Annotated in this window: 10 protein-coding genes, 2 tRNA genes and 2 pseudogenes; 11 read left to right on the top strand and 3 right to left on the bottom strand. The window is 31.4% G+C overall.

The window, feature by feature from the left end; all coding sequences use genetic code 11:
* Positions 1-40: 40 nt before the first annotated feature.
* A tRNA-Phe gene (locus HUE53_RS05525) sits at positions 41-113 on the bottom strand.
* Between the two features lie 35 nt (positions 114-148).
* Positions 149-221 (bottom strand) — tRNA-Phe (locus HUE53_RS05520).
* A 119-nt stretch (positions 222-340) separates the two neighbouring features.
* Here HUE53_RS05520 and HUE53_RS05515 point away from each other — a divergent pair.
* The 11 genes and pseudogenes from HUE53_RS05515 (at position 341) to HUE53_RS05470 (ending at position 11,317) form a co-directional block, all read left to right on the top strand.
* A complete protein-coding gene (locus tag HUE53_RS05515; protein WP_014164992.1) occupies positions 341-1,081 on the top strand; it encodes a type III pantothenate kinase in 741 nt (246 codons plus the stop codon).
* Positions 1,066-2,289, top strand: coding sequence for a porin family protein (locus HUE53_RS05510; RefSeq protein WP_014164991.1), 1,224 nt, complete (start codon positions 1,066-1,068; stop codon positions 2,287-2,289). The genes HUE53_RS05515 and HUE53_RS05510 overlap by 16 nt, the downstream gene beginning before the upstream one ends.
* On the top strand, positions 2,282-2,836 hold the full coding sequence (lptC, locus tag HUE53_RS05505) for an LPS export ABC transporter periplasmic protein LptC (protein WP_014164990.1): 555 nt from the start codon (positions 2,282-2,284) through the stop codon (positions 2,834-2,836). The genes HUE53_RS05510 and lptC overlap by 8 nt, the downstream gene beginning before the upstream one ends.
* Positions 2,837-2,929: 93 nt before the next feature.
* Positions 2,930-3,139 carry a hypothetical protein gene (locus HUE53_RS05500; protein WP_041253187.1) on the top strand — a complete coding sequence of 70 codons (210 nt, stop codon included), beginning with the start codon at positions 2,930-2,932 and terminating at the stop codon, positions 3,137-3,139.
* A gap of 81 nt (positions 3,140-3,220) precedes the next feature.
* The gene (locus HUE53_RS05495) at positions 3,221-5,311 is read left to right on the top strand and encodes a peptidylprolyl isomerase (RefSeq protein WP_014164988.1); all 2,091 of its coding nucleotides are present in this window, start codon (positions 3,221-3,223) and stop codon (positions 5,309-5,311) included.
* A gap of 585 nt (positions 5,312-5,896) precedes the next feature.
* Positions 5,897-6,292, top strand: coding sequence for a PAAR-like protein (locus HUE53_RS05490; RefSeq protein ID WP_014164987.1), 396 nt, complete (start codon positions 5,897-5,899; stop codon positions 6,290-6,292).
* Positions 6,293-6,547: 255 nt separating this feature from the next.
* Positions 6,548-8,827 (top strand): glycoside hydrolase family 19 protein, encoded by a 2,280-nt coding sequence (locus tag HUE53_RS05485; RefSeq protein ID WP_192188773.1) that lies wholly within the window; start codon positions 6,548-6,550, stop codon positions 8,825-8,827.
* Between the two features lie 53 nt (positions 8,828-8,880).
* Positions 8,881-9,660, top strand: a pseudogene (locus tag HUE53_RS05480) (helix-turn-helix domain-containing protein); the annotation flags it as partial.
* A gap of 197 nt (positions 9,661-9,857) precedes the next feature.
* Positions 9,858-10,196: pseudogene (locus HUE53_RS05475) on the top strand (integrase core domain-containing protein); the annotation flags it as partial.
* An 81-nt stretch (positions 10,197-10,277) separates the two neighbouring features.
* Positions 10,278-10,409, top strand: coding sequence for a hypothetical protein (locus HUE53_RS14420; RefSeq protein WP_262891113.1), 132 nt, complete (start codon positions 10,278-10,280; stop codon positions 10,407-10,409).
* A gap of 2 nt (positions 10,410-10,411) precedes the next feature.
* Positions 10,412-11,317, top strand: coding sequence for a hypothetical protein (locus tag HUE53_RS05470; protein WP_077225651.1), 906 nt, complete (start codon positions 10,412-10,414; stop codon positions 11,315-11,317).
* Positions 11,318-12,348: 1,031 nt separating this feature from the next.
* Here the strand turns inward: HUE53_RS05470 and fbp are convergent.
* Positions 12,349-13,356 (bottom strand): class 1 fructose-bisphosphatase, encoded by a 1,008-nt coding sequence (gene fbp, locus HUE53_RS05465; RefSeq protein ID WP_014164984.1) that lies wholly within the window; start codon positions 13,354-13,356, stop codon positions 12,349-12,351.
* Positions 13,357-13,485: the final 129 nt, after the last annotated feature.

Here is a 13,485-nt window from a genome sequence, read left to right as displayed (position 1 = left end):
TGTCAAAATAAAAAAACCACTAAAAATAGTGGTTTTAATGTGGTACCTCCAGGAATCGAACCAGGGACACACGGATTTTCAGTCCGTTGCTCTACCAACTGAGCTAAGGTACCAATAACTTTTTCGAACGTAATCATCTTGTGATTTGTGGTACCTCCAGGAATCGAACCAGGGACACACGGATTTTCAGTCCGTTGCTCTACCAACTGAGCTAAGGTACCATTTCTTGAAGCGTTAATGCTTCTCGAATGCGGATGCAAATATAGTAGCTTTTTTCATTTCTGCAAAACATTTTTTCAAAAAATCTATTTATATCTTTGTAAATAATTAAAAAGAAGTCATGGTTTTAGCGGTAGATATTGGAAATACAAGAGTTAAAGTAGCTGTTATAGAGAAAGATATGTTTTTAGAGTTAGCTTCTTTTTCACTTGAAAAAATTTTATCTGAAATGGAATTTTTTTTAGAGAAATATCCTTTATGCAAGGATTTAATACTCTCTTCTGTTGGTAAATTAGAAAAAAAGCAAATTGTTTGGCTTCAAAAAAAATGGAATGTTGTGCAGATTTCTAGAGAAAGCAAGTTTCCTTTTCTTAATCAATATGCAACTCCTAATACACTCGGAGTGGATCGTATGGTTTTAGCTGCGGGAGCTGTTTTGCAATTTCCGTTTCAAAATAGATTAATTATTGACGTAGGGACCTGTGTGACATACGATTTTGTAGATGAATACAATGTTTATCACGGCGGAGCTATTTCTCCAGGTTTTCGACTTCGTTATGCTTCTATGCATAATTATACAGCCCAGTTACCCTTGTTAGAACTAAATGAGCCGGAAGATTTAGTTGGCAACTCAAGCATTAGTTCCATGCACTCAGGTGTAGTTAATGGTTTGAGTTTTGAAATTGATGGTTACATTGATGAGCTAAAAAAAGATAAAGAAAAATTTATCATAATTTTAACGGGAGGAGATGCTAATTTTTTGGCTAAACGATTAAAAAATACCATATTTGCGAATTCAAATTTTTTATTAGAAAGTTTGAATCATATATACCAATACCAAATACAATGTTTAGAAAAATAATTTCAGGGACTTTGTTCCTTTTTACTTTGCAAAATACCGCACAGACAGGTTCGGCTTCATTTTATTCATCTTACGGTCTTGGTGAGACTAAGTTTGCTAATTCAGTTGAAAATCGTTCAATGGGAGGAATAGGTGTTGTTATGGATAGTATTCATATTAACTTTCAGAACCCCGCAAGTTTATCTAATATGAAGTTAACGACCTTATCAATGGGAGGTGCTTTTTCAAAAGTAAATTTTAGAAATACTTCTATTGAAGAAAAAGCCCAACGAGTTACCTTTGATTATCTGACGGCAGCCTTTCCTTTAACGAATAAGTTAGGAGTAGGGATAGGATTATATGCAAACTCCTATGTGGGATATAAAATTAATGCCAAAGAAGGTTTTAACACCCGTAATCTAGAAGGATTAGGAGGTATGAATAGAGCCTATATTTCTTTAGGGTATAAGATAAGTCCCAAATTTAGTCTAGGAGCTGAGTTTGATTATGATTTTGGGATAATTAAGAAAGATATAATATTTTTTCACGATTCAAATGCTAATGCAACTTTTGAGCGTTCAGAATATCAAGTTAGAGGAGGAAATGTTCGGTTAGGAGGGTTTTATAAAACAAAAATTTCTCAATACGATTTTGTTACCTCAGGAACCGTTGATCTGCCCTTAGGATTAAAGGTGCTAGAAACCAAGAATAAAGGTTTGATATATACAGTTACAGGAGCTGAGCTTAACTTTGGTACAGAACAAAAAAATTCATTTAGAAATAATCGAAACCAATTTTCTTTTGGATCTTCTTTTGGAATTGATAAAAAATGGGCCATTGGTTTTGAGTCTTCATTTGCCACTAAGGGAGATTTAGAACTAGATGATAATAAATCTTTAGCAGGAGAAGAAAAAGCCAAAATTGCTTTAGGAGGGTATTATATTCCTAAATACAATGCCTTTTCAGGTTACTTAAATCGTGTGGTATATCGTGGAGGACTTCGTTATGAAAATATTGGTGTTGTTGCTAAAGGAGAGTCTATAAGAGATAAAGCAATAACGCTTGGGGTAGGCCTACCATTAGGAGGCACTTTTTCTAATGTAAATATAGGCTTTGAGTATGGACAAAAAGGAACTACAGCATCAGGCCTTATAAAGGAAAATTATATAAATTTTTCTATAGGATTGTCGTTTAATGATAGATGGTTTGTAAAACGTAAATATGATTAATCTTTTTCAAAAAAAAGGAGTCTTTAAAGTGGTGCTATTTTTAATAGCTTCACTTTTTTTTGTGTCTTGTGAAAACAGTATAAATGAAGTTCGTAAAATCAATATTACATCAATTAAGCCTATAGGTGAAATTGAAAAATTCAATCTAAAATACACTGATTCAGGCAGGATTAAAGCCGTCTTAATTTCACCTAAAATGCTAGATTATAGTACAGCAGAATTTCCCTTTAATGAATTTCCAGAGGGATTAAATTTGTCGGTTTATGATGAAATGGGCAATAAGAGTTTAGTGACCTCTAAATATGCAATAATTTACAACAAAACGAATCTAATAGAATTAGATCAAAATGTAATGATTACAACTCATGATGGAAAACGTTTGGAAACCGAACAATTGTACTATGACCAAAAGAATGAATGGTTTTTTACCCAAAAACCATTTAGATTTACCAATAATGGAAGCGTTATTAATGGGGTAGGGATTGATTTTAGTAAGGATTTTAGTCACTTAGATACTCAAAATATACAAGGAACGTATAGTTTGTAGTTAATAAAATCTTTAAAAAGACAAGGTTAAAGAATAAAAAATACTAATACTTAAGATCTAATATCTTGATTACAATAAAAAAGTACTGAACTTATGAAATATATGAAATATACCCAATACGCCTATTTGGTTGCAGCAGTTTTTCTGTTTTATGATACCTATATCAAAATAAATTCAGGGAATGATATGCCCTATTTAACTTTTTTTTTAGGATTGGGTGCTGTTGCTATGTTTTTCTTTAGGAGAAATTTTGCTAAGAAATTTGAAAAAAAAGATAATAATTTAGAAAAAAACAAACTTTAAGCTAAAATAAAAGCGAACTTATTTTATTATTTCATAGATAGTTGTATTTTCGCCAACTGAATTAAAAAATTAAGATATAAAATGGCAGTTTTATCAAAAATTAGACAGCGTTCTCTATTGGTAGCCGGGATTGTAGGTTTGTCATTATTTGCATTCGTAATAGGTGCCTTAATTGAAAATGGGACTTCTATGTTCAGTTCAAGAAATGCAGGTACTATTAACGGTGTAGATATTACTTTTGAAGATTTTAGAAATAAAGTAGATGCTTTACAAAAAAGTCAACAAGGAGTTTCTTTTACACAAGCGGGTAATAGTATTTGGGAACAAGAAATTAGAAGAGTTTTATTAGAAGACCAGTTTGAAAAAACAGGTTTAAGAATTGGGGATGATCAATTGATTAATGTAATTAAAGAAGATCCACAATTTTCTCAAAACCCACAGTTTTTAAATGCAGCAGGCAAATTTGATAAAGCGAAATTCAATGAGTTTTTAAACTCTATGAAAAAGCAGCCTGAATCGTGGAATCAGTGGTTGAACTATGAAAAATCAGTAGCTCAGTTTGCAAAAGAGCAAATGTATAATTCAATGGTTAAAGGGGCTTATTATACGACACAAGCAGAGGGTAAGTTTAACTATGAATTAGAAAATAATAAAGTTACATTTGATTTAGTTTCTGTTCCTTATTCAACAATAGAAGATAAGAAAGTGGAATTAACAGATGAAGAAATTATTTCATATATGAAGAAAAATGAGAAGAAGTATAAGGCAGAACCTTCTCGTGAATTAGAGTATGTTGTAATTGAAGATAAACCATCAGCAGCTGATGAAAAAGCAGTTAAGGAGAAAGTAAATGCTTTAATGAACGCTTCAGTAATCTATAATGCTAAGACAGGTAAAAATGATACTGTGGCTGGTTTTCGTAATACATCAAACGTAATTGAGTTCGTAAATGCTAATTCAGATATTAAATATGATTCTACTTATATTGCTAAAAAAGATTTACCAGTAGATCACGCAGAAGCTTTATTTAACACTACTCCTGGTACAACCTACGGTCCTTATATCTTTGGGCAATACTATTGTATTTCTAAATCTATGGGGAAGAAAGCAGGAATTAATGCTAAAGCGAGTCATATACTATTATCATTCAAAGGTTCAGCTGGTCCACAAGCAAATAGAACAAAAGAAGAAGCAAAAGCAAAAGCAACTGCTTTGTTAGCACAAGCGCAAGCTAATCCAAGTTCTTTCCCTATGTTAGCAATGACTAGTTCAGATGATAATTCTAAACAACAAGGGGGTGATTTAGGTTATTTTTCTAAGGGACAAATGACTAAAAACTTCGAAAACTTTGTGTTTGGAAACCCCGTAGGAAAAATAGGTTTAGTGGAAACAGAATTTGGATACCATATCATTCAAGTAACAGATAAACAAGATGGAGTTCGTTTGGCTACTATTGCTCAAAAAATTCTGCCTTCAGAAGCTACAAGTGATGCTGCATTCGCAAAAGCTTCTAAATTTGAAATATTAGCAAATGAAAAAGGTTTTGACACAGCAGTAAAAACAGAAAAACTAACCGTAGCACCAGCAGCAAGAGTGTTTGCTTTAGATGAAAATATTCCAGGAGTTGGCTTACAAAGAGAAATAGTACGTTGGGCGTTTACAGCAGATAAAGATGATGTTAAACGTTTTCAAACACCCAATGCACATGTTATTGCAAAAATAAAATCAATTAATGACTCAGGCTTAATGTCTATTGAAGAAGCAAAAAATGCTTTTGGATATAAATTAAGAAATGAGAAAAAAACCAAATTAATTGAAGAAAAAATGAAAGGAGCTACTTTAGAAGCTGTCGCTAAAGCAACAGGTTCGCCAGTAAAAGAAGCAAAAGACGTGTCAGCAGCAGGATCTTTCATTGAATCAGTAGGGCCTGAGCCGAAAGTAGTAGGGGCTGCATTTTCATTAAAAACTGGGGTAGTATCGCCTTTGATTGCAGGTAATTCAGGTGTTTTTAAAATAAAAGTAAAAGCAGCTAAAAAGGCAGCGCCATCTAAAGATTTTAAAGAAGTTATAGCACGTTTAGGAAGTCAATCTAAAGGGTCTTCAGCAAGTAGATTAATTTACTTGTTAAAACGTGATGCTAAAATTGAAGATAATAGAGCACAATTTAACTAATAGTCCTAAAACTATTATACATAAAAGAGGTTACCTTTAGGTAACCTCTTTTGTATTATTACAAATCATAAAATCATACTACTATACTGATTTTTATGCCCTCGATTTTAGAAATTGAATAACCATTAGACTTTGTGATAAAAATGAATATAAAACGCTTGAAAATCGGATAGAAAATTACTTTAATACAGCTTAATACCCAGAAAATTAAGCTGTGCCGTAATTATAGCTTATGAATTTTATACAAATGTTTTTCAAAGTGTTTTTAAAGTTTAAATAGTATAAGTTGTGATTTTTGGAAAATTTATTATAAGATATACAAAACATCTAAAACGATAAAAAAAATAAACTTCATTGTCATAAAAGCTTATTGGTTACTTTTTATTTTCATATAAATTTTTAAATCATAAATTGTTATGTGTTGCTGGATAAATTTACAAAAAAGACATTTGTAAATAAAAAATAATAATTAAATTGCATTCAATAAAATAACAATAATATGATAGTTTAGTGTAATTATTATAAATTTGTTAGTAAAATAAATATATAAATGTTATTATACTCTGTTTTTATATTTTTAAACTTATGAACATCAGTTGGTCTGTACAGGTAGTACAAAAAGGAGACACCCTAAACTCCTTAGCTGAAAAATTTGCTATAAAAGACGGAGCCCATCTTCGAGCATTTCACAACCTATATTGCGCTTTAGAAGACTTATTAGAGGCAGAAGTAGCAGCTGGAAAATGGAGTAAAACCTACGACAAAATAAAAATTTTAGACAAAAAATGCGTTACCGAAATATCCAAATTAAAGTGCAGTACAGGAGGTAAAATAACGATTTTAAAACACGGACAACAAAGTCAAAGCAGTAAAAGCCAAGTAAAAAAAGCCAATCCACGAGAACAACATTTATACAACCCCATTATGAATTTTGAAGAATTTCAAGAAGAAATCAGCAGTAAAAACAACGAAGCTTGGTAATAAAAATACAGATTTATAATGAAAAAAGGCATATCCGCAATATCAGGAGTAACCTCGCCCACAGTAGGCGAAAAATAAACCTATCACATATCCGAATGGTACCCTAATACCCCGATATCCGAAAGAGAACAAGCAAACGTTACCTGGGAACTATTCAAAAAAAGAAGCGATGGTAGATTTACCACCACCAATATTAAGAAAAAAGGAGACAGCAGTTTTACCTTTGGCGAATCCTCAGTAGGAGAGACCTACCGATTGGAAGGATATTTATACCAACCCGAAGGAGGCGGATTAATCATAACCCCCAAAGCCAGCAAAATCCCGAAAATCTGCAAAGTAGACCTAAACTACGTAGACGATAGCAAAGGCAGCGTTTTTAGTTTTACAGAAAAACTACGAGCCAAAGCCCATTGCATAAATATGTTTAACAAAGAAGTCCTATTTACCTTATGGGAAGACGATGCAAAAGGCAGCGGACACAATACAACCAACCAACTCATTGATACCAAAAAAGCAAAAGTAGACCTATACGGAGATGCAGAAGTAGACTTTATGCTAACCAAAGCACTAATGAAAAAAGCCATGGAAGGCGAGACAGACATACGAGAACTAGAATTTTATGTAACAGTAGAATATTACAAAACCAAAAAACACACAACCTCAAACGTAGAAATAAAAAATCCATCCCCCACAGAAAATAAAAAACCATCACAACCCACGGCAATTAAAAAAGCCAAAGGTTCTCCGGCAGAGCACAAACCAAGGAGTAAAAAAGAAGAGAAAGGAGTATTTAGAAGCATTTCAGAAACCTTAGACGAAATATGGGATTGGGCAGAAACCCAAGGAACCGCTCAAAGAGACAAACCCCACACCATTGAAATCCCCGAAGGAAAAAGCCCCGCTGTTATAGGAAAAACGAAGGTGGAGAAGACTTCAGTAGAAACTATTATTGATGTTTACTTTGCCAAAGAAGAATTTACAAAAGAAACAACTGAAAAAACAGGAACCCATCAATATAAATTTCAAAACGAGAACAAAAATATTGATAAAGATAAAATTGCTACAATCATCAAGAAAAAAGTAGATGAAGCAATAAGAAAAGATAAAAAATATTCAAAACTAGACGATATAAAAGCTGCTTTAACTAAAACTACTTATGCTAAAAATGAAGTAATATCTTTTGACGTATATAAGCTAGGTTCTAATTTGGTTAAAATAAACAATGCTCCACTTGAAGAAGAAATATATATAGTAGCAAAAACCGTATTGCTAGAAGGAAAAGAAGTAAACATTAAAATAAAAGAAAAAGAAGAAATTTTAATAGCTAAAGCTGCCGATTTACCCGTTCAAGAAGCGAAAAAAGATGGTGCCGAATTAACCACATTAAAAGCTACAGTAGAAAAAGGAGAAGCTAAAATAAAAATCAAACTCCGCCCAAAATCTGACGGAGATTTAAAAAAATGGAAAGAAAAACTAGCTGGAATAAAAGATGGGCAACATACTTATAGTTTTGGAAGCAAAAATGATACTAGTACCGATGCCAAGAAAAAAACGGTTGCAGGAATAATTATTAAAAAAATAAAAGACGAATTAGCTAAAAATAAAAAATTTGCTAAAGTTGAATATATAGTAAAAGCATTAGCAAATGCCTCGTATGACAAAGGCGAAAAAATCACTTTCGACACCTACAAAGTACCTACTGAATACCTATGGCTACAAGCAGAATGCCAAGGTGATGTTAAAAAACACGAAGGCGAATTTTTGAAAAAAGATGGGGAGTATTTTTTTATAAGTAGTCGTTGTTATTGCAATAGAGATATCACACTTTTTGAGTTTGAAAATATACTTAAAAAATTAAGAGAAAGTGAATCACAGTCTAATACATCTACATTGTTTTTTGCAGAAAATTGTAATCTTGATGATAAAACTAATCAAAGTTTCATCACGAAACTAAATGAAACTTTTAAAAAATACGACATTAATACCTGTATTAGAAAAATTCATTTTCTAGCACAAATATATCACGAAACAGATAGATTAAAGACTACAGAAGAATATAATGGTAAGGATAGTTATAAACCTTATATTGGAAGGGGTTTAATGCAATTAACATGGAAAGCTGGATATGCTGCTTATAAAGAATATTCTGGAGTTGATGTGTTAACAAATTATGAAAAAGTTGCTAAGGAATTAACTTTGGCGATTGATACAGCTGGTTGGTTTTGGAAGCAAGGTAAGCAATTATCACCAGGAACTAATTGGACTGTACCATCAACAATATTTAGTCAAGCTGACAATTCAACAGGTAAACAATACTCTAAAAAAGAATTTACATATCAATTAGATAATGAAACAAAAAAATATGGAGCAATAGATATAAATCTTTTAGCGGATTCCGACTATATAGATACAATAAGTTGGTTAGTAAATGGAGGTAGTAATGGAAGAGAAGAGAGAAAAAAATATTTGAAAGAAATAAAAAAAATTTTCAAATATCCTGAGGATTGTACTAATTCAATAAAATGTAATAGTTAATATTTAATCTGACAGTTACCAATTAAAGTATTAATTTTAAACAAAGATTAAATATGACAACAAATCAAAAAATAATAGGTAATAAAATTGGACTATTAAACTTAGCAAACAAATTAAAAAATGTATCAGAAGCTTGTAGGATTATGGGCTACAGTCGTGATAGTTTTTATCGTTTTCAAGAATTATATGAAACAGGAGGCGAATTAGCACTTCAAGAAATAAGTCGAAGCAAACCCATTATTAAAAATCGTGTTGAACCCTACATTGAGCAAAAAGTAGTAAGCATTGCTACAGATAATCCATCTCTAGGTCAGCAAAGAGTGAGTAATGAATTGCGTAAAGAAGGCATTGTACTTTCTCCTGGAGGAGTTCGTTCGATTTGGCTTCGTAATGATTTAGAGACCTTTAAAAAGCGATTAAAAGCCTTAGAGACAAAAGTAGCAAAAGAAGGTTTGATTCTTACTGAATCACAAGTCGTAGCCATTGAAAAAGCTAAAGAAGAAAAAGAAGCTCACGGAGAAATAGAAACCGCTCATCCAGGTTATTTGGGAGCACAAGACACCTATTATGTTGGCACAATTAAAGGAGTAGGAAGAATTTACCAACAAACTTTCATAGACACTTATTCTAAAGTTGCTTTTGCAAAACTATACGACCAAAAAAATTCACTCGTAGCAGCAGATATGCTTAATGATAAAGTGCTCCCATTTTATCAAGAACAAGATGTTTCTTTACTTAGAATACTTACCGATAGAGGAACAGAGTATTGTGGTTCACAAGATCACGATTTTCAACTTTATCTAGCTATTGAAGACATAGATCATACTAATACCATTTAAGCTTAAAATATACTGGATTAAAAAGTAAAGTTCTCAATACGCTTTTTTTAAAGAACTCGAACAGACGGTTGAGTTATATAATTGAAATCATCGTTAGTTCGAGCGCGAAGCGCATCGAGAAGCAACGCTAATTTTTGTTGCTTTTGTAGATGTACTATTTTTAAAAAGAAAATTCAAAGTTTAAACGGTATAAAACCAAAGCTAGAAGTCCTCAGACGAATGGTATTTGCGAACGTTTTCATAGAACTATACAAAATGAATTTTATGCCATAGCTTTTAGAAAAAAAGTTTATAACTCAATTGAACAACTTCAAATAGACCTTGACCTTTGGCTGATAGAATACAATCAAAACAGACCCCATTCTGGTAAGTTTTGTTATGGACAAACTCCTTTAAAAACTTTTTTAGATACCAAATATTTGGCAGATGAAAAAAACTTGAATAAATTGCATCAGAATCATTTTTTTCTTTCATCTGAAAAAGCCCCCAAGGGAATTGAAAAAACAAACAATCTGACAAACTTAATTTAACTTACAACTGTCAGGTAAAGTAGTGGCTATTACAAATTAGGACCTTCTACTGTCTCACGACACTTAGCAGATCCTGCCATTATGAATACATTTGATGTTTCAATTAGTAATTTATCAAATCCAAATGATTTTAGAACTCAAATGGAATCAAGACCAGAACTTGATAGATTACTAATCGAAAATGGAGTTTATCATATTCAAATAAATCAATAAAAATGAAAAAATATATTTTTTATCCTTGGGCAATAATTTTATTGTTTATATTAAACTTTTCATGTAAGGAAAATGATTCCATAACTAAACAAAACAGATTATCTTATAAAAAAGAAAATCAAAATGACACAATAGTTACAGAGTCTGGTATTTTTTTAATTTCACCAAACAATAGAGAAATTGATTCACTTAAAACAGTTTTAGGAGAAGATTTCTATACAATAGCTGATGATAGTAATTACTATATTTCAGAAATTGAATCATTTTTGAAAGAAAAAATAATCTTTACAAAAAACAGTAAAATTAATTTTAAAAATGAGAATTATTTATTTGAAAAAAAATCAAGTAAATACAGCTGGCTAATTATTAAATATGAACTAGGTAATAAACCACAAATTTATTCATTGGTTGATTTTTATAGTAAACTCAATTCAAACAATTCAGCTTCAAATTCCTATATAAATAATATTGAAAAATATCTTAAAGATCCTAATTTCTTTTCCGAATCATTCGATATAAATGGCGACGGAAAAGAAGACAAAATTTTTAGTAACAAACCAAATACTGGTAGTGATTTATTAATTTATTTCTATGAAAACAATGAATACAAATTAAAACTAAAATCAACTAATTTTTCTCAAGATGGGGGTAATCAAGTTTCTAAAATTCTAAAAAATCAAAACGGTTTTTCAATTATAACAGATTTCCCTCAAGGAACTGATAGCTATACTTATGAAATCAAATTTAAGGATAATAATTTTATAATTGAAAAAGTGGTTCATCAATTAGAATCTTGGCAAAATAACCAAAGTAAAAAAATAGAATTTTTTCCATCAATTAATTTGAAAAAAACAACTGATGAAATTTTTAATGAATTAATAAAAAAAGAGGAAAGTGTATCGAATTAGAATTTTATTATTGATAATAATTATTCTTCTTTTTCAAGTAACCATTATCTTCTGAAAACCAAAGCCCAAGACCGATGACATAATAAAAGCATTAACAAATGCCTCGTATAACAAATGCGAAAAAATATTGTTTCTTCGAGAGTTAATCCTGAAAATTATATGAAAACAAAATTTGACAGTAATGGGAATAAAATATAGAATTATGAAACAAATAATACCATTTAAACTTTGAAATTTCCTCATAATACTATTTTTTTAACCTTGAGACTGTTCAAAAAGTTCGCAATCTTTCATTTCAACCAAAGGGAGAAATCACATACTATTGATTACGAGACTCCTCCTTACGTCGAAGTGACAAACTGCATGTTGATTTAGACACTATCCTACAAAAGCAATAAAAATTAGTATTGGTTCTCGATGCGCTTCGCGCTCGAACGAACGATGATTTCAATTATATACTCAACCGTTTGTTAAAGTTGTTTTAAAATAAAAAAAACATATCGAGAATTTTTCTTTTAATCTAGTATATTTTAAGTTTAAATGGTATAATTCCTCCATATTGTCCAGAACTCAACCCTGCTGAAAAATCTGGCAATGGATGGAAGATAAAATTGCAATGAAAATTTATAATACTCTAGCCGACTTAAAGCAAAAAATGGAAAAATTGATTAAAACAGCTGATAATGAGTTGGTTAAATAATGGGTTATGAGTTTTACATAAAAGCTTTTTACAGTATTTTTAAAGTTTAAATAGTATTAATTTTCTGGGGATTAAGCAAAAAGTATCTCCTTCCTAAAAAAGAAAAATGGATCAAGAACCTTTTCTTTCTATAAAAATATTCCCAAATAGTATCTAACTTTTGGGGGGCAGCGTAAAAAACGCGCAATCGTGTCGTTTAACCTCGTTCTGTTTTTTTTATCTAGTCGGCCTTCGAAAGGAGAAACCATGTAATGTTGATGTAGCTTCTCCTATCACTGAAAGTGAGTAACTAGAATATTGAACACACTTTTTCTAAACAGCCTCTTTCTTGTTATTGATTTGCTTTCATAAATTCTTCTGCCTTATTCACCATATTATAACTTCCGCAAAAGAAAGGAACTCTTTGATGTAGTTCTGTAGGTTGAATCTCCATGATTCTCTTATAGCCATCAGAGGCCTTTCCGCCAGCTTGTTCTGTTATAAATGCCATAGGGTTGCATTCGTATAGTAGTCTTAGTTTTCCTTTGGGAGCTTTAGAGCTAGGAGGATACATATAAATGCCTCCTTTGATCATGTTTCTATGAAAATCAGCAACTAAACTGCCAATGTAGCGAGAAGTATAAGGGCGATCGCCCTCTTCTTTTTGACAGTATTTTAAATAGTCTTTTACACCTTGAGGGAAGTGAACATAATTCCCTTCGTTAATAGAATATATCTTTCCATCTTTTGAGAATTGCATATTAGGATGCGAAAGATAAAAAGTACCTATTGCAGGGTTTAATGTAAAGCCATTTACACCATTTCCTGTGGTGTATACAAGCATAGTAGAGGTTCCGTAAATAACATATCCAGCAGCTACTTGGTTTGTGCCAGGTTGTAAGAAGTCTTCTAGCTGAACAGGACTGCCTACTGGCGTAATTCTTCTGTATACAGAAAAAATAGTTCCAACAGATACATTTACGTCTATATTAGAAGAGCCATCAAGTGGATCCATTAAGACAACATACTTGTTATTATGACTATTGTCAGCTCCTGAAATAGTAATGAAATCATCGTTTTCTTCACTGGCAATACCACAAACAATTTCTCTGTTGATTAAGGTTTGGATAAAAACTTCGTTAGCGTATACATCTAGTTTTTGTTGGTCTTCTCCTTGTATATTCGTTTCTCCTGCTGCTCCTACAATGTCTACAAGTCCAGCTTGTGTTACTTTATGATTAACAACTTTAGCTGCTAGGCGTATTGAGTTGATAATTCTGGATAATTCACCTGAAGAATATTGAAAATCATTTTGTTTTTCTATTATAAATTCGCCAAGGGTTCTGTTGCGTTCTTCCATAATTTTTATGCAGTTAGTAATGCAAAGATGAGATTTATTTTTTTAAAAATAAAGTAACAGGAAGTCTGTAAGTTGTAATGTTTGAATAAAATAGGTTTAAAATATACATTAGGTTGGTGTATACAGAAT

The sequence above is a fragment of the Flavobacterium columnare genome (assembly GCF_014844295.1).
In the GTDB taxonomy this organism is placed as follows: Bacteria; Bacteroidota; Bacteroidia; order Flavobacteriales; family Flavobacteriaceae; genus Flavobacterium; species Flavobacterium columnare.
Note: the sequence above shows the minus strand (reverse complement) of the source record. Positions and strands in the feature narration are given on the sequence as shown.

Bases quoted from the DNA above. Each gene is read 5' to 3' on its own strand.
- fbp (WP_014164984.1), bottom strand. From the start codon at position 13,356: ATGGAAGAACGCAACAGAACCCTTGGCGAATTTATAATAGAAAAACAA.
- HUE53_RS05470 (WP_077225651.1), top strand. From the start codon at position 10,412: ATGAAAAAATATATTTTTTATCCTTGGGCAATAATTTTATTGTTTATA.
- HUE53_RS05500 (WP_041253187.1), top strand. From the start codon at position 2,930: ATGAAATATATGAAATATACCCAATACGCCTATTTGGTTGCAGCAGTT.
- HUE53_RS05515 (WP_014164992.1), top strand. From the start codon at position 341: ATGGTTTTAGCGGTAGATATTGGAAATACAAGAGTTAAAGTAGCTGTT.
- HUE53_RS05495 (WP_014164988.1), top strand. From the start codon at position 3,221: ATGGCAGTTTTATCAAAAATTAGACAGCGTTCTCTATTGGTAGCCGGG.
- HUE53_RS05510 (WP_014164991.1), top strand. From the start codon at position 1,066: ATGTTTAGAAAAATAATTTCAGGGACTTTGTTCCTTTTTACTTTGCAA.
- HUE53_RS05490 (WP_014164987.1), top strand. From the start codon at position 5,897: ATGAACATCAGTTGGTCTGTACAGGTAGTACAAAAAGGAGACACCCTA.
- HUE53_RS14420 (WP_262891113.1), top strand. From the start codon at position 10,278: ATGAATACATTTGATGTTTCAATTAGTAATTTATCAAATCCAAATGAT.
- lptC (WP_014164990.1), top strand. From the start codon at position 2,282: ATGATTAATCTTTTTCAAAAAAAAGGAGTCTTTAAAGTGGTGCTATTT.